Origin of the sequence: Achromobacter sp. UBA4530 (genome assembly GCF_002388205.1) — a bacterium.
GTDB classification, from domain to species: domain Bacteria; phylum Pseudomonadota; class Gammaproteobacteria; order Burkholderiales; family Burkholderiaceae_B; genus Achromobacter; species Achromobacter animicus.
This window is the reverse complement of sequence record NZ_DGMA01000026.1, coordinates 120,398-136,051: the sequence shown is the minus strand read 5'-3', so window position 1 is coordinate 136,051 and position 15,654 is coordinate 120,398. Positions and strand designations below refer to the sequence as shown.

General features: G+C 67.4%; 15 protein-coding genes. 11 read left to right on the top strand and 4 right to left on the bottom strand.

All coding sequences use genetic code 11. The annotated features are described in order from the left end of the window. Positions 1-31: 31 nt before the first annotated feature. The 3 genes from B2W22_RS19775 to B2W22_RS19765 all read right to left on the bottom strand — a co-directional run bounded on the left by B2W22_RS19775 (position 32) and on the right by B2W22_RS19765 (position 1,944). Positions 32-253, bottom strand: a complete 222-nt coding sequence (locus B2W22_RS19775) for a hypothetical protein (protein ID WP_175138907.1) — start codon at positions 251-253, stop codon at positions 32-34. 87 nt (positions 254-340) lie between these two features. Then, positions 341-1,123: a 3-oxoacyl-ACP reductase gene (locus B2W22_RS19770; RefSeq protein WP_286939311.1), complete on the bottom strand. Its 783-nt coding sequence runs from the start codon at positions 1,121-1,123 to the stop codon at positions 341-343. Positions 1,124-1,140: 17 nt separating this feature from the next. Next, positions 1,141-1,944, bottom strand: a complete 804-nt coding sequence (locus B2W22_RS19765) for a FadR/GntR family transcriptional regulator (protein WP_175185135.1) — start codon at positions 1,942-1,944, stop codon at positions 1,141-1,143. A gap of 291 nt (positions 1,945-2,235) precedes the next feature. On the opposite strand from B2W22_RS19765, the gene B2W22_RS19760 reads away from it, so the two are divergent. Further along, entirely contained in the window at positions 2,236-3,672 is a 1,437-nt protein-coding gene (locus tag B2W22_RS19760; protein ID WP_200952151.1) for an aldehyde dehydrogenase family protein, read from the top strand. A 139-nt stretch (positions 3,673-3,811) separates the two neighbouring features. Beyond that, entirely contained in the window at positions 3,812-4,516 is a 705-nt protein-coding gene (locus B2W22_RS19755; protein ID WP_056569982.1) for a riboflavin synthase, read from the top strand. Between the two features lie 71 nt (positions 4,517-4,587). On the opposite strand, the gene B2W22_RS19750 is transcribed toward B2W22_RS19755, so the two are convergent. Then, positions 4,588-6,084 carry a M81 family metallopeptidase gene (locus B2W22_RS19750; RefSeq protein ID WP_286939310.1) on the bottom strand — a complete coding sequence of 499 codons (1,497 nt, stop codon included), beginning with the start codon at positions 6,082-6,084 and terminating at the stop codon, positions 4,588-4,590. On the opposite strand from B2W22_RS19750, the gene B2W22_RS19745 reads away from it, so the two are divergent. From B2W22_RS19745 to B2W22_RS19705, 9 genes are all read left to right on the top strand, one after another. Further along, positions 6,055-6,225 carry a hypothetical protein gene (locus tag B2W22_RS19745; RefSeq protein WP_239214438.1) on the top strand — a complete coding sequence of 57 codons (171 nt, stop codon included), beginning with the start codon at positions 6,055-6,057 and terminating at the stop codon, positions 6,223-6,225. The genes B2W22_RS19750 and B2W22_RS19745 overlap by 30 nt on opposite strands. 165 nt (positions 6,226-6,390) lie before the next feature. After that, positions 6,391-7,824 carry an amidase gene (locus B2W22_RS19740; RefSeq protein WP_286939309.1) on the top strand — a complete coding sequence of 478 codons (1,434 nt, stop codon included), beginning with the start codon at positions 6,391-6,393 and terminating at the stop codon, positions 7,822-7,824. Between the two features lie 59 nt (positions 7,825-7,883). Beyond that, on the top strand, positions 7,884-9,467 hold the full coding sequence (locus B2W22_RS19735; RefSeq protein WP_286939308.1) for an ABC transporter substrate-binding protein: 1,584 nt from the start codon (positions 7,884-7,886) through the stop codon (positions 9,465-9,467). Between the two features lie 18 nt (positions 9,468-9,485). Beyond that, entirely contained in the window at positions 9,486-10,427 is a 942-nt protein-coding gene (locus tag B2W22_RS19730) for an ABC transporter permease (RefSeq protein ID WP_175185139.1), read from the top strand. An 8-nt stretch (positions 10,428-10,435) separates the two neighbouring features. Beyond that, a complete protein-coding gene (locus B2W22_RS19725) occupies positions 10,436-11,299 on the top strand; it encodes an ABC transporter permease (protein WP_175124173.1) in 864 nt (287 codons plus the stop codon). Between the two features lie 5 nt (positions 11,300-11,304). Further along, complete coding sequence (locus tag B2W22_RS19720; RefSeq protein ID WP_239214445.1) at positions 11,305-12,957, top strand: ABC transporter ATP-binding protein; 1,653 nt, start codon at positions 11,305-11,307, stop codon at positions 12,955-12,957. A gap of 11 nt (positions 12,958-12,968) precedes the next feature. Then, a complete protein-coding gene (locus B2W22_RS19715; RefSeq protein ID WP_175185141.1) occupies positions 12,969-13,895 on the top strand; it encodes a 2-hydroxyacid dehydrogenase in 927 nt (308 codons plus the stop codon). Between the two features lie 48 nt (positions 13,896-13,943). After that, positions 13,944-14,924, top strand: coding sequence for an alpha/beta hydrolase fold domain-containing protein (locus B2W22_RS19710; protein ID WP_239214450.1), 981 nt, complete (start codon positions 13,944-13,946; stop codon positions 14,922-14,924). An 8-nt stretch (positions 14,925-14,932) separates the two neighbouring features. Further along, positions 14,933-15,652: an FMN-binding negative transcriptional regulator gene (locus tag B2W22_RS19705; RefSeq protein ID WP_239214452.1), complete on the top strand. Its 720-nt coding sequence runs from the start codon at positions 14,933-14,935 to the stop codon at positions 15,650-15,652. Positions 15,653-15,654 lie beyond the last annotated feature (2 nt).

Sequence of the window (15,654 nt, the reverse complement as noted above, 5' to 3'; positions counted from 1 at the left end):
CGATTCCTGCGAATCGGGGTTTTGGCTTTAGCTATTCGCTGATGTGATTGAACTCAACCGATCCCGGCTCGATTCCCCCGCGCCGCAGCCGGCCGTCGACATCGTCCGGATTTCCGCCCGCCGCGTCCGCCGCCGGCAAGTCCAGCCAATTCGCCAGTTCCTGCTTTGCCTGCTGCGTCTCGGATATCCCGCCATTCACCAGCGCCACGCCGTCGCTGCCGTCGAGCTTTCGATAACTGATCTGTGTCTTCATCTTGCCTCCTGGGTTGCGGTGGATTTGCCGGTCCACCGTAACACACGACGCATTAGCGTCATCCGGGAGGCTTCCCGGATGCGGCGATCAACCCTTCACCAGTCCGCCGTCGACAATCAGGTTCTGCCCGGTCACCGCACGCGACCAGGGGCTGGCGAAGAACAGCACGGCATCCGAAAATTGCTCTGGCGTGGTGACTTCGCGCAGCGGGGTGCCGGCGGCGATCATGTCGAAGACGGCGTCGGGGGTGGCGGCCGAGGCGTCGGTGGTGCGCAGCAGGCCGCCGGACACCATGTTGACGGTGATGCCGTCCGCGCCCAGTTCGTGGGACAAGGTGCGGGTGAAGGCGAGCAGTGCGGCCTTGGCAGCGGTGTAGTCGTGGTACGGCACGACCGGGTTCTGGACCAGGTTGGTGCCGACGTTGATGATGCGGCCGCCGCCGGCGGCGCGCATGCCGGGCAGGGCGGCCTGCGTGGTGTTGAGCGCCGCGCGCACGCTGCCTTCGATCTGGGCGTTCATCTGCGCCCAGTCCAGCGTGTCGGCGTGGGGACGGGCGTCGCCGTTGAACTGGAAGGCGGGCAGGGCGTTGTTGACGATCGTGCTGACCGGCTGGCCAAAGTGCTGGCTGGCGCGGGCGACCAGGGCGGCGACGGCGGCGGGGTCGCGCACGTCGGCCTGCACGGCCAGGGCGCGGTCCGGGGCGGAAGCCGCCAGAGCCTCGGCGCGCTCTGCGCTGTTCAGGTAGTTGATGACGACATTGGCGCCTTCACGCAGGAAGGCCTGCGCGATGGCGGCGCCCAGGCCGCGGCTGGCGCCGGTGACGATGACGAGTTGCTGGTTCAGGTTCAGTTGCGGGCGTTGCGATGACATGGGGTACGGCTTCCTGCTCAGTGTTCCGAGCCGCTATTTAGCATGCGGCTGCGGGCTTTTTCGATATGGGCGCGCATGACGTTGCGCGCGCCCTCGGCATCCTGATCGCGGATCAGTTTGTAGATGTGGCGGTGTTCGTCGATGGCGGCGCGCGTGCGCTTCCAGGGTTCGCTGTGGACCAGATGGCGCATGACGTTCACGGCGTGGCTCACGTCGTATTCCAGCGACTTGAGCACCTGCACGAAGCGCTGGTTGCCGGTGGCCGTGGCAATGGCGCGATGAAAGCCATAGTCGTGATGGTGGGCGATGGCGCCCGATGCGTCGGCCTCTTCGTAGCCGGTCAGCATGCGGTCCATTTCCTGCAGGTCTTCGGGTGTGCGGCGCAGTGCGGCCAGGTGCGCGCATTCGGGCTCGATCACCATGCGCAGTTCCAGGCCTTCCAGGATGTGGCCCACGCGGCGCGCGGGGTCCACGGCGGGCATGCCGCCCATCAGGTCCGGTTTGGACTTCACGTAGGAGCCCGATCCGCGGATCGAGTCCACGAGCTGGTCTTCACGCAGCCGGTCCAGCGCCTGGCGCACGACGGGCCGCGACACTTCAAAGAGCGCGGCCAGTTCCAGTTCGGTCGGCAGCTTGTTGCCGGGGGCAATCTTGCCGGTGGCGATCGCGTAGAACAGGCTTTCGTAGACGCGCTCGGCAAAGCGCTCGGCGCGGACATAGCCCAGGCCTGACGCCACCTCGGCCAGCACGTCCAGTTCGGGACGGGGGCGGGTAGCCGCGGCCAGCAGCGATTCAAGCTGCGGGTCACGTACGTTGCTCATCGGGCGCTCCTTCAAGTAGGGACAGGTTGTCATGCGGCATGACTAACCGGCGGGCCGCTAAGCCCCTGAAATATTAGGGATAACCCGATCATCCAGAAAAATATCCTGAAGGTTGGGATTAAAGCTGTCATTTCAATTGACAAGTTGCGGAGGCCTCCCGTACCTTGCCATTCAAACCACAACGCCCGCGCGCACGACGCGCAGGCGGCGCGGCCGGCCCAGCTGCTGGCAAGCGCTCCGAGACATGCTGCTTCCCCCAACCGGCCGTTCGGCCGCTACTTTACTCCGCACATCGTGACTCAGAAGAACTTTATCGCCAACCAATGGGTGGCCGCGGCCACCGGTGAAACCATTCCCGTCCTGAACCCGTCCGATGGCAAGCCTTTCGAGGAACTGGCCCGCTCGAACGAGGCCGACGTGGACCGCGCCGTGCAGGCCGCGCGCCAGGCGTTCGAAGGCGAGTGGGGCCAGATGGCGCCCGCCGTCCGCAGCCGCCTGCTGATGAAGATTGCCTTTGCGCTGCTGGACCGCCAGGAGGAACTGGCGCAGCTGGAATCGGCCGACACGGGCAAGCCCATCAAGCAGGCGCGCGCCGATGCCGCCGCCGTGGCGCGCTATTTCGAGTTCTATGCCGGCGCGGTCGACAAGCTGCACGGCGAGACCATTCCCTACACCCCGGGCTTCACCGTGCTGACGGTGCGCGAGCCGCATGGCGTCACCGGCCACATCGTGCCGTGGAACTACCCCCTGCAGATCTTCGGCCGCAGCGTCGGCGCGGCGCTGGCGGCGGGCAACGCGTGCGTGGTCAAGCCCGCTGAAGATGCCTGCCTGTCGCTCTTGAAGCTGGCCGAGATCGCCGCCGAAGTCGGCCTGCCCGCCGGCGCGCTGAACATCGTCACGGGCTACGGCCATGAGGCCGGCGCTGCGCTGTCCGCGCATCCGGGCATCGACCACATCTCGTTCACGGGCTCGCCGCAGACCGGCAAGATGGTCGCGCACGCCGCTGCCGAGAACCACGTGCCCGTCACGCTGGAACTGGGCGGCAAGTCGCCGCAGATCGTGTTCGACGACGCTGACCTGGACGCCGCGATGCCGGTGCTGCTGGGCGCCATCATCCAGAACGCCGGCCAGACGTGCTCGGCCGGCAGCCGCGTGCTGATCCAGCGCGGCGTGTACGAAACCGTGCTCAAGCGCCTGTCGGACGCGTTTTCCGCCACGGTGACCGGACCGGCGGCGGCGGACCTGGATGTCGGTCCGCTGATCAACGCGCGCCAGCAGGACCGCGTGCGCGGCTTCCTGGCCGAAGCCGAGGCGCAAGGCATGAAGGTCGCCGCGCGCGGCAAGCTGAAGGACGGCACGCCCGAGGCCGGCTTCTATCAGCCGCCCGTGCTGTTCCGCGACGTGCCGCCCGACAGCCGCTTGGCGCAGGAAGAAGTCTTCGGCCCGGTACTGGCCGCCATGGTGTTCGACACCGAGGAAGAAGCGCTGGAAATCGCCAATGGCACGTTGTATGGCCTGGTGGCGGGCGTGTGGACGCGCGACGGCGGCCGCCAGATGCGCTTGGCCCGCAAGCTGCGCGCCGGCCAGGTGTTCGTCAACAACTACGGCGCGGGCGGTGGCGTGGAACTGCCGTTCGGCGGTTCGCGCCAGTCGGGCTACGGCCGCGAGAAGGGCTTTGAGGCGCTGTACGGCTTCACCAGCCTGAAGACCATCGCGATCCGCCACTGATCCCGGCGCGGGGGCGCCGCGTTCGCGCAAGGACCCGGGCAATGGCCCGGGCAGCGGCCCCCAGCAAGGACCCGGACAAAATATCGGTTAACGTTGATGTTTTGCTTCCGGGGCCTGCCGCCCCGCTTTCAGGATCCGTATGTTCACCGGTATTGTTCAAGGCACCGCGAAGATCGCAAAGATCGCGGATCGCGAAGGCCTGCGCACCTTCACGCTGGATTTTCCCCCTGGTTTCTGCACTGACCTGGCCATCGGCGCCAGCGTGTCGACGGACGGCGTCTGCCTGACCGTCACGGAAATCCTGTCCGAAAACCAAGCCACGTTCGACGTCATGCTGCAAAGCCTGGCGATCACCACGCTGGGCAGTTATGGCGAGGGCGACAGCGCGAATGTAGAGCGCGCGGCCAAGGACGGCGCCGAGATCGGCGGCCATCCGTTGTCGGGCCACGTGGACTTCACGTCGCAGGTGCTGATGGTGAAGTCGTCGGACACCAATCGCCTGATGCGCTTCAGCATTCCCGAGGCCTTCCGCAAATACGTGTTCGCCAAGGGCTATATCGCCATCAACGGCGCCAGCCTGACCGTGTCGGAAGTGAACCGCGCCGAAGGCTGGTTTGAGGTCTGGCTGATTCCCGAGACGCGCCGCATGACGGTCTTCGAGGACAAGCAGGTGGGCGACGCGGTCAACATCGAGATCGAGCGCAGCACGCAGGTCATCGTCGATACCGTGCGCGAGACCGTTCAGGAAAGCCTGGGCAAGCTGCAACCGCTGCTGGAGGCGATCCTGAAGGAAAAGGGACTGACGCTGGAAGACTTCGTCAGCCCGCAGGGCAAGCTGAAGTAATACCGCTTGATGGCGGCCACGATGGCGCCTTCGTCGGCATGGCCGGCGCCTTTGCGCCGGCCATGCCGTTTTCACGCCGCCACGAACGGCCGCCCCTGCGGCCGCACCCGCATCCCGGGCGCCAGACGCGTCCATGGCAGATCCGCGGGATCGGCCTGCATCGGGCCGGGCGCCTTGGCCACCAGCACCTCGTGCGCGATGGGCTGGAAGTCGGCCCGGAAATGCACCGAGCTTTTCACCACCAATATCCCGATTTCCTCGGGCTGCACGCCGCCGACGCGGAACAGGTTGCGGTCCAGCATCTGCGCCTTGCCGGCGCTGACCACCACGCGCACGCCGCCAATCCGCAGCGTGGCCGTCCCGCCCAGGTCCACGTCCATGCCGTTCATCATCGGACCGTCAAAGCGCAGCTTGCCGTCCGATAAGGCCTCGACCACGAACTCCCCGTCAAAGGCCGCGTCGCCCGCCACGCCCGATTGCCCGCCCAGCTTGAGCGCAACCGTGGCGCCAACGCCTGCCTCTGCCGCCTGACGCACCACGTCGGGGTCGTACAGCAAGCCCAGCGCCGCGTTCTGCGCGTCCGCTTCCACCAGCGCGCGCAGCATGCCGGTGGTGTTGGCGTCACCGCCCGCGCCGGGGTTGTCCTGCGTGTCCGCAATGACGATGGGCCGCGTCGCTTCCGCGGCCAGGGCTTGCGCGCGGCGCACCGCCTCGGCCGGTTCCAGAAAGTCCGGCGACCACTCGGGTTCCAGCGCCAGCACGCGCGCATACAGCGATTCCGTGACCTGCTCGACCGCGGCGGCGTCCGTGCCGTAGGCCCACACCACCGGCCCGCACTCCGGGAAATCCGCGGCGGGAAAGCCCGGCGCGAACGAGATGGAGGCCACGCCGGGCGTCTGTTCCAGTTCACCCAGTAAGGCATACACGCCCTGCGAGGGTTCGAGCATCGTGCACATGCCGTTGATGGGAATCAGGAAGGGCAGGCGGCGTTCGCTGCGGGTCCATTTGCCGCCGGCCTGCATGCGCGCCATGAGCAGCCGCGCGGCCAGCACGCCGGTGTCGGCCATGTCCACGTGCGGATAGGTGCGAAACGCCACCAGGCCGTCGGCGCTTTGCAGCATCTGCGCGGTGACATTCGCGTGCAGATCCAGGCTGGCGACCACCGGCACGTCCGATCCCACGATCTCGCGCACGCGGGCCAGCAGTTCGCCTTCGCCATCGTCCAGATGTTCCGTGACCATGGCGCCGTGCAAGTCCAGATAGATGGCGTCAAAGCCGCCCGCCCGCACCGCGTCCAGGATCTCGCCGGCGATGCGTTCGTAGGCGTCGCGCGTCACATGGGCAGACGGGCTGGCGCCTGCCCAGATCACGGTCTGCACGGTGTGGCCTTCCGCGGCTACCGCGTTGATGAAGCCGCCGGCCGGAATGTTGACCTCGCGCAGCGCCAACATGTCCGCGCCCCGCACCATCGCGGGAAAGCCTTCGCCGCGCACGAAGTTGTCGTAGCTCGCCTTGGAGGGCGCGAAGGTGTTGGTCTCGTGCTGGAAGCCAGCAACCAGGATGTGCATGAGCGTTTTTCCTTGCCGATGAGAGGAGGGGAATTCGAGCGTGCGGAAATTATTGGGGGCGGCGCCGCGATCGGCAATACCGATGTCCGCGGCACAACGCGCCAACGCCTCGACAAGCCCGCCATCGCGGGAAATCCCTGATGCATCGCGCGTTGCGTGCCCCGAAGTTGCTCGCTTAGAATATTTTTATGAGCTACATCGGTATTGCTAAACAATACCTGAAAAGTAGGCGGCAAAAGCAGGGCATCGAATCGGATGCGGGCTATCGCGCCGGCCACCCAGGCGCATCAAGGTTGCAGGGAAGTCATGCGGACAGACGAGTACGAAGGGCAGGACGGATTGGCGTTGGCGGGGCTGCTGGCGCGCGGACAGGTGACGCCGGCCGAGCTGATGGAATGCGCGTTGCAGTTGGCCGAAGAACGCGGCGCGCCATTGAACGCGCTGACCTACGTGCAGCCTGAAACGGGCCGTAAATTGGCCGGCGGCTGGACCGAGCGCGGCCTGTTCCGCGGCATTCCCTTTCTGCTCAAGGATTCGGGTCTGCCGAGCGTGCGCTTTCCGTCCAGCCTGGGTTCGGCACTGTTTGACGACACGGAATACGCGTTCGACGCGACGTTGGCCCAGCGATTCGAAGCGTCGGGACTGATCCCATTCGCACGGACCACGGTATCGGAGCTGTGCATGGGACCGTCCACCGAGGCGCGCCGCAACGGCGGCGCCACGCTGAACCCGCGGGCGCTGGACCGGTCGGTCGGCGGTTCGAGCGGCGGCGCCGCGGTTGCAGTGGCGGCAGGCATCGTGCCGGTGGCACACGGCAGCGATGGCGGCGGGTCGATCCGCATCCCGGCTGCCTGCTGCGGCGTGTTTGGCTTAAAGCCCAGCCGGGGCCGCGTGCCGATGGGGCCGGCTCGCGGCGAAGGGTGGGGCGGCATGGCCTGCGAAGGCGTGCTGACGCGCAGCGTGCGCGATACCGCGGCGGCGATGGACGGGATCAGCGGCTATGCGCCGGGTTCGCCCTACGCCGCGCCGCCCGCGCCGGGCTCGTATCTGGATTCGGTGCGCGAGCAACGCCGCGAGCCCCTGCGCATCGCCGTGTGGCGCCAGGCCTGGAATGGAATCCCCATCGCGCCGGAATGCCTGGCCGGCGTCGAACGCACGGCCCGCCTGTGCCGGGAACTGGGACACGAGGTCGTCGACGCGCCGTTGCCGGACCTGGACTACTCGGGATTCGTCCGCGCCCACGGCACCGTGCTGGCCACGAACATCGTGCTGGCCGTGCAGGCGCGCCTGGCAATCCGCGGCCGCGCGCTGCGCGACGACGACCTGGAACCGGTCATCCGCGACGGCCTGTCGGTGGGCCGCGAACTGACCTCCATGCAATACGTGGATTCGATCAACCGCTTTCACGCCATCGGACGCGCCATCGAGTCGGCCATGACGGACGTCGACCTGGTGCTGACGCCCACGCTGGCGCAACTGCCGGCCAAGCTGGGCGACCTGGCGCTGGAAGGCGAATTCTGGGCGTTCCGCGAAAAGGTGTCGCGCTATGCGACCTTCCTGGCGGTGATCAACGCCTCGGGCCAGCCGGCAGCCAGCCTGCCGCTGGACTGGACGGAATCGGGCGTGCCGGTGGCCAGCCAGCTTATCGGGCACTTTGGGCGCGAGGACCAGATCCTGCGCCTGGCGGCCGAGCTGGAACGGGCCGCGCCCTGGACGGGGCGGCAGATCCTGTTGCCCTGATCCGCACCAAGGCCCGCCGGCACGCTGCCGGCGCAGGACCAAACCATAAAGGGGAAGTAATGAAGCGATCCTTTCTGTTTTCCGCAGCAATGTTCCTGGCCGCAGCCGCGCCGCTGGCCGCCGTGCCAGCCGCCAGCCAGGCCGAGACCACCGCCAGGTTCGTGATGCACGCGCCGCTGCGCGTGCTGGACCCGATCCTGACGTCGGCCTACGTCACCCGCAACCACGGCTATCTGGTCTACGACACGTTGTTCTCGATGGACGCGTCAGGCCGTCCGCAGCCGCAGATGGTGGAGTCGTGGACGGTGTCGGCAGACGGCATGAACTATGTCTTCAAATTGCGCCCCGGACTGGTGTTCCATGACGGCGCGCCGGTCACGGCTGAAGACGTGGTCGCGTCCCTGCAGCGCTGGCAGGCGGGCGACGCGACGATCGGCAACCGCCTGAAGAACGCCACCGCCGAACTCGCCGCGACGGGCGCCGACACCTTCACGCTCAAGCTCAAGGCGCCCTACGGACTGGTGCTGGAATCGCTGGCCAAGGAAAGCTCGCCGGTGCCGTTCATCATGCCCAAGCGCATCGCATCCGCGCCGGCCTCGCAGGCGATCAGCGAGACGATCGGGTCCGGCCCTTACAAATTCGTGCAGGCCGATTTCCAGGCCGGCGTGAAAGCCACCTATATAAAGTTCGACGGCTACGTGCCGCGCAAAGAGCCGGCCAGTGCGTTCGCGGGCGGCAAGGTCGTCACGGTGGACCGGCTGGAACTCCTGAACATCCCCGACAGCCAGACCGCGGTGAACGCGCTGCGCAACGGCGAGATCGACTTCCTGGAGGACGTGCCGCCCGACCTGATGCCGCAGTTGAAGGACGCCAAGGGCATCGCGCTCAAGTCCTACGGCAAGAACTCCAACATGTTCACCTTGCGGATGAACTGGCTGCAGGCGCCTTTCAACAACGTGAAGGTGCGCCGCGCGGCGCTGGCCGCCCTGTATGAAGCGGACTACCTGGACGCGCAGATCGGCGATCCGGACGTCTACCAGGTGTGCGGGGCGGTGCTGACCTGCGTGTCGCCCTACGCGTCCGAAGAAGGCGCCACGCAGATCAACCCGCCGGATCTGGCAAACGCCCGCAAGCTGCTGAAGGAAAGCGGCTACGCCGGCGAAAAGGTCGTGGTGCTGCATCCGACCGATCTGCCCATCTTCGCCAACATCGCGCCCGTCACGGTGCAGGCGCTGCGCAGCATCGGCATGAACGTCGAGATCCAGTCGATGGACTGGGCCACGCTGCTCAGCCGCCGCAGCAAGAAAGAGGGCGTGGATCACGGCGGCTGGAGCATCTTCCAGTCCAACATGTCCAGCCTGGATCTGATCTCGGCGGTGGGCAATCCCAACCTGGACGGGCGCGCGGATTCCACCTATCCCGGCTGGACGCACGACGCCGTCATGGACGAGCTGCGCGGCCGCTTCGCCGCCGCGCGCACCGAGGACGAACGCCGCGAACTTGCCCAGGCCATCCAGCGCCGCAACTATGAACAGGTGATGTACGTGCCGCTGGGCGGGTACTCCAAGTTCAAGGGCTACAACGCCAAGTTCGCGGACATGGTCGATGCGCCGATTCCGCTCTTCTGGACCTCGCCCAAGTAGCGGGAAGGGATCTCCATCATGCTCAATCTGATCTTCAAGCGCGTGCTGGCCGCCATCCCCGTGATGCTGGTGGTGGCCACCGTGGTGTTCCTGCTGTTGCGGCTGGCGCCGGGCGACCCCGCCCGCGTCATCGCCGGCGACATGGCCAGCGAGGAAGCCGTGGCGCAGGTCCGCGCCGAGATGGGTCTGGACCGCCCGCTGCCCACGCAATACGCCCTGGCGATGGGCGCGCTGCTCCAAGGCGACCTTGGTTCCTCGATCATTTCGAAGGACCCGGTGACCACGCTGATCGGCCAGCGGCTGGGGCCGACGATGGCGCTGGCCATCTGCGCGATCCTGCTCACCATCTTTGCCGCGATTCCGCTGGGCGTGTTTTCGGCGTGGTGGCACAAGGGGCTGTTCGACCGCGTCACGCTGGCGGTCACGGTGCTGGCGTTTTCGGTGCCGGCGTTCGTGGTGGGCTATCTGCTGATCCTGGCGTTCTCGGTGAAGCTGAACTGGTTTCCGGTGCAGGGCTACGCGGGGCTGGCGTCGGGGTTCGGGACGTTTCTGTACCACATGGCGCTGCCCACCATCACGCTGGCAACGGTGTTCGTGGCGCTGATCACCCGCATCACGCGGGGCAGCATGCTGGAAGTGCTGGGCGAAGACTTCGTGCGCACGGCACGCGCCAAGGGCGTGCCCGAACGCTACGTGCTGTACCGCCACGCCCTGCGCAACGCCGCGGTGCCCATCGTCACCGTCATCGGGCTGGCGCTCACCACGCTGATCAGCGGGGTGGTCGTCACCGAGACCATCTTCAACATCCCGGGCGTGGGACGCCTGATCGTCGACGCCGTGCTGGCGCGCGACTATCCGGTGGTGCAGGGCACGATCCTGTTCTTCTCGTTCGTGTATGTCTTCATCAACCTGGCGATCGACCTGCTGTATGTCGTGCTCGATCCGCGCATCCGCTACTGAGGCCGGACATGAACACAACTGCTCTGGATCGTCCCCGTTCCTTCTGGCCCGCGCTGACGCGCGATCCCATGATGTTCACCGGGTTGGCGCTGCTGGTGGCGCTGGTGGGGCTGGCCATGCTGGCGCCGCTGATCACCTGGCATGACCCCGCCGCGCTGGCGCCCCGCATGCGGCTCAAGCCGGTCAGCGCCGAATACTGGCTGGGCACCGATTCGCTGGGCCGCGACCTGTTTTCGCGCGTGCTGTACGGTGGGCGGCTGTCGATCACGCTGGCGGCGCTGGTCAGCGTGATCTCGGTGTGCGCCGGGCTGCTGCTGGGCCTTTTGGCAGGCTATTTCCGCCAGCTGGACGCGGTGGTGATGCGCATCATCGACGGCATCATGGCTATTCCCGGCCTGCTGCTGGCCATCGCCATGGTGGCGCTGGGCGGCGCGACCATTCCCACGATGGTGACGGCCATCGCCATCCCCGAGATTCCGCGTGTGGCGCGGCTGGTGCGCAGCGTGGTGCTGTCGGTGCGCGAAGAACCTTACGTCGAAGCGTCGCTGGGCATGGGCACGGCGACCTGGCGCGTGCTGTGGCGCCATGTCCTGCCCAGCACGATCAACCCGCTGGTGGTGCAGGCCACGTTCATCTGCGCCTCGGCCATCCTGATCGAAGCCGTGCTGGGCTTCCTGGGCCTGGGCTTTCCGCCCGAGATCCCCAGCCTGGGCAGCATCATTTCCGAGGGCCGCCCGTTCTTCCAGCGCGCGCCGTGGATCGTCCTGTTTCCGGGCGTCTTCCTGGCGCTGCTGATCCTGTCCGTGAACCTGTTCGGCGACGCGCTGCGTGATCGCCTGGACCCGCGCATGGCGCGCCAACGCAAGGGTTGAAGCCGATGTCCTCACCTCCCATTCTGGAAATCCGCGACCTGAAGGTCAGCCTGCCCGGCGCCGGCGACCGGCGTTACGCCGCCGAGGGCATCGCGCTCACCGTCAGCCCGCGCGAAATCGTGTGCATCGTCGGTGAATCCGGCTCGGGCAAGTCCGTCACGGCCAGCGCCGTGATGGGCCTCTTGCCCAAGAACGTGCTCAAGCTGGAAAGCGGGCAGATCCTGCTGTCCGGCCGCGACATTACGCACGCCTCGTTGGCCGAGCTGCGCGCGCTGCGCGGCGACCGGATGGCCATGATCTTTCAGGAGCCCATGACGGCCCTGAACCCGCTGATGCAGGTAGGCGATCAGATCGCCGAGATCTTCCAGTTCCACGGCCCGTCGCTGTCGCGCCGCGAGGTCGACCAGCGCGTGCTGGCGCTGCTGACCGACATGCGGCTGCCTTCTCCCGAAACCCTGCGCCACGCCTTTCCGCACCAGTTGTCGGGCGGGCAGCGCCAGCGGGTGATGATCGCGATGGCGCTGGCGATGGAGCCGGCGCTGATCATCGCCGACGAGCCGACCACCGCGCTGGACGTGACGTCGCAGGCGCAGGTGCTGCGGCTGCTGCACGGCCTGCGCGAGCGCCACGACACCGGCATCCTGTTCATCACGCACGACTTCGACGTGGTGGCCGAGATCGCGGACCGCGTGATCGTGATGCAGCACGGCCGCATCGTGGAGGCCGGCGCCGCCGCCGACGTGCTGGCCAACCCGCAACATCCCTATACCCGCAAGCTGATCGACGCGGTGCCCAAGGGCAAGTTCGGCGCCGGGGCGCCACTGGCCGAAGGCGACCCGGTCATTTCGGTCGAAAACCTGGGCATGCGCTTCGTGACGTCCAGCCTGTTCCGGTCCAAGCGGCGCGAGGTCAATGCGCTGGACGGCGTGTCGCTGTCGCTGGCGCGCGGCGAAACGCTGGGCATCGTCGGCGAGTCCGGCTCGGGCAAGACGACGCTGGGCCGGTGCCTGGCGCACTTCGCGCGTCCCACGTCGGGCCGCATCGTCATGAATGGCGAGGACGTGTCGAACCTGTCGCGCGCGGCGTGGCGCCAATGGTGCAAGCGGATTCAGATGGTGTTCCAGGATCCGTACCGGTCCTTCAACCCGCGCCTGACCATCGAGGCCACGCTGTCCGAAGGGCCGCTGAACTACGGCGAAGACCCGGCCCGCGTGCAGGCGCGGATGCGCGACATGCTGGCGCTGGTCAGCATCGATGCCAGCGCGCTAAAGCGCTATCCGCATGAGTTTTCCGGCGGACAGCGCCAGCGGATTTCGATCGCGCGGGCGCTGATGATGGAGCCGGAGATCCTGATCGCGGACGAGGCGGTGTCGGCGCTGGACGTGTCCGTGCAGGCGCAGATTCTGGATCTGCTGGAGCGGATCCGCGCGCAACTGAACCTGAGCATGATCTTCATCACCCACGACCTGCGCGTGGCCGCCCGGCTGTGCCATCGCATCGCCGTCATGCAGCGAGGCCGCGTCATGGAGATCGGCCCCGCCGAGCAGATCTTCACGCGGCCCGGCAGCAGCTACACCCAGGAACTGCTGGCCGCCATTCCCGGCAAGGACGGGTTGGGCAGCCGGCCCCCGGCCGGACTGGCATTGGCCGGCGCTTGAAGGAAACCCCGATGACACGCGTTGCCTTATTGAGCCGATCGGCCAATCTTTCCTACTTTCAGCCTTTGTTGCAGGGACTGGCGCCCGAGCTGGACGTCGCCGTCTGGCCGGACCCGCGCAGCCTGCATGCCGACGTGGCGGTCTGCTGGAACCCGCCCGTGGGTGTGTACGACGACATGCCCAACCTGAAACTGATCCACAGCATCGCCGCCGGCGTGGACAACCTGCTGGACGGCCAGCGCACGCGCGGGCTGCCGGTCTGCCGAGTAGTGGATCCGCAGTTGGCCCAAGGGATGCTGCAGTATGTGCTGTGGTGCGTGCTGACGTTTCATCGCAAGCTGGACCTGGCGCTGTCCAACCAGCGTGCCGCTCGCTGGAGCCGGCCGCCGCAGACGCCGGCGTCGCAGTGCCGGATCGGCCTGATGGGCCTGGGCGAACTGGGCGGCGCCATTGCCGCCGTGCTGCCCGGAATGGGCTATCCGGTCAACGGCTGGTCGCGCACGCCGCGCGATATCGACGGCGTGCGCGTCTACGCCGGCGAAGCCGCCTTCGACGAATTCCTGGCCAACACCGATGTGCTGGTGTGCCTGGTGCCGCTGACCGACGCCACGCGCGGCATCCTGAACCGCCGCACGTTCGATGCCTTGCCGCAAGGCGCGGCGGTGGTCAATTGCGGCCGGGGCGAACACCTGATTGCGGCCGACTTGATCGACGCCCTGGCGCGCGGGCAACTGCGCGGGGCCGTGCTTGACGTGTTCGCGCAGGAACCGCTGAATCCCGCTGATCCGCTGTGGTCCACGCCCGGCGTGATCGTCACCCCGCACATGGCAACCATGCCGTCGCCGGGCACCGTGGCCGAGCAGGTCGTGGCCAACATCCGCAGGCTGGGGCAGGGCGAGTCCCTGGCCCACACAGTCGACCTGACGCGCGGTTATTGACGCCGCGATACCCCGTTTTCCGATTGCCAACCCAAGACGAGACATTCCATGCATTTCGAAGATCCCGCGTTCACCATTCCGACCGGCACGCCTGCGCCTCTGGACCCGCAGATCGCCGAATTCCTGCGGCGCATGGCGGCGGACGCGTCGCAGTATCCGCGCCGCGACACCCTGTCCATCGAACAGGGCCGCGCCAATGCCGAGAAGGTGCGCCTGCCGTGGGCCCAGGGTGGCCCGCAGATGGCGCGCACGGTGGAACATCAGGTGGCCACGCGTCACGGGCCCGTGCGCGTGCGGGTCTATTACCCCGCGCAGCGCCGGCTGCCGGGCGCGTTCATGTACATCCACGGCGGCGGCTTCGTGCTGTTCAGCATCGACACGCATGACCGCGTGATGCGCGAATACGCCGAACGCGCCGGGGTCGTGGTGGTGGGGGTGGACTACACCCGCGCGCCCGAAGCCAAGTTCCCGCAGCCGCTGGAAGAATGCGTGGACGTGCTGCGCTGGGTTGCCGCGTCGGCGGGCGAGCTGGACATCGATGCCGGCCAGATCTTCGTGGGCGGCGATTCGGCCGGCGCCAACCTGTCCATGGGCTCGGCGCTGACGCTGCGCGATGAAGGCGTCCCGCTGATCAAGGGGCTGGTGCTGAACTACGGCGGCTTCGGCAGCAACCTGTTCCGCAATTCGGTCGTGCGCTACGGCGCCGGCGAATACGGCCTGTCGCTGCACATGATGATCTGGTTCCGCGGCATGCACATCCGCCACGGCAAGGACTTCTTCGATCCGCGCGTGGACATCCTGCGCGCCGACCTGAAAGGCCTGCCGCCGGCTTGGCTGGTGGTGACCGAGTGCGATCCGCTGCATGACGACAGCATCGAACTGGAGCGCAAGCTGCGCGACGCCGGCGTGGACGTCGCGTCGAAGGTGTATCCCGGCACCGCGCACAGCTTCCTGGAGGCCGTCTCTATTGCCGCGGTCGCGGGCGAAGCCTTCGACGACACGGCGCGCTGGCTGCACGCCAAGGCCTAGGGGGCGACATGTATACCCCGCCGGCCTATGCCGAAGCCGATATCGGCGTCCTGCACGCGTTCATGCGCGCGCACAGTTTCGCCACCCTGGTGACCGTGGGCGCGGCGGGCGCGAACGCCACGCACCTGCCTTTCCTGCTGCGCGACGATGGCGGGCGCGGAACGCTGGTCACCCATCTGGCGCGCGCGAATCCGCAGTGGCGCGACCTGCAGGACGGCGCGCAGGCGCTGGTGTTGTTCCAGGGCCCGCACGCGTTCATTTCGCCCAGCTGGTACGTGAATCAGCAGACCTTCCCGACGTGGAACTACACCGCCGTCCATGCGCGCGGCACGCCGCGCTTGATCGAAGCGCCCGAGGCCATCCGCGCGGTGCTGTCGGAGACGGTGGCGCGCTACGACACGCCGCTCGGCGGCGAATGGCGCTTTCCGGACATGCCCGAGACCCTGACGGCGCCGCGCCTGAAGGCGATCGCGGCGCTGGAGATTCCGATTGCCGGGCTGGAAGGAAAGATGAAGCTGAACCAGGACAAGTCGGTGGCCGACCGCGTGGGCGTGATCCGCCAGCTGGAACGGCGCGGCGACGCGGGGAGCGTGGCGATAGCCCGGTTGATTCGCGCGCAGCCCGATCTTGCGGCTGGTCTTGCGGCGGATCTTGCGGCGGATCTCGCATCGGATTTGCCGGCTGATGTGGCGACCCACGTCGCCGGTCACGCGCCGAACAACGCCTGAAG

Coding starts and splice junctions, on each gene's coding strand:
- B2W22_RS19775 (WP_175138907.1), bottom strand. CDS start 253: ATGAAGACACAGATCAGTTATCGAAAGCTCGACGGCAGCGACGGCGTG.
- B2W22_RS19770 (WP_286939311.1), bottom strand. CDS start 1,123: ATGTCATCGCAACGCCCGCAACTGAACCTGAACCAGCAACTCGTCATC.
- B2W22_RS19765 (WP_175185135.1), bottom strand. CDS start 1,944: ATGAGCAACGTACGTGACCCGCAGCTTGAATCGCTGCTGGCCGCGGCT.
- B2W22_RS19755 (WP_056569982.1), top strand. CDS start 3,812: ATGTTCACCGGTATTGTTCAAGGCACCGCGAAGATCGCAAAGATCGCG.
- B2W22_RS19750 (WP_286939310.1), bottom strand. CDS start 6,084: ATGCACATCCTGGTTGCTGGCTTCCAGCACGAGACCAACACCTTCGCG.
- B2W22_RS19740 (WP_286939309.1), top strand. CDS start 6,391: ATGCGGACAGACGAGTACGAAGGGCAGGACGGATTGGCGTTGGCGGGG.
- B2W22_RS19735 (WP_286939308.1), top strand. CDS start 7,884: ATGAAGCGATCCTTTCTGTTTTCCGCAGCAATGTTCCTGGCCGCAGCC.
- B2W22_RS19730 (WP_175185139.1), top strand. CDS start 9,486: ATGCTCAATCTGATCTTCAAGCGCGTGCTGGCCGCCATCCCCGTGATG.
- B2W22_RS19725 (WP_175124173.1), top strand. CDS start 10,436: ATGAACACAACTGCTCTGGATCGTCCCCGTTCCTTCTGGCCCGCGCTG.
- B2W22_RS19720 (WP_239214445.1), top strand. CDS start 11,305: ATGTCCTCACCTCCCATTCTGGAAATCCGCGACCTGAAGGTCAGCCTG.
- B2W22_RS19715 (WP_175185141.1), top strand. CDS start 12,969: ATGACACGCGTTGCCTTATTGAGCCGATCGGCCAATCTTTCCTACTTT.
- B2W22_RS19710 (WP_239214450.1), top strand. CDS start 13,944: ATGCATTTCGAAGATCCCGCGTTCACCATTCCGACCGGCACGCCTGCG.
- B2W22_RS19705 (WP_239214452.1), top strand. CDS start 14,933: ATGTATACCCCGCCGGCCTATGCCGAAGCCGATATCGGCGTCCTGCAC.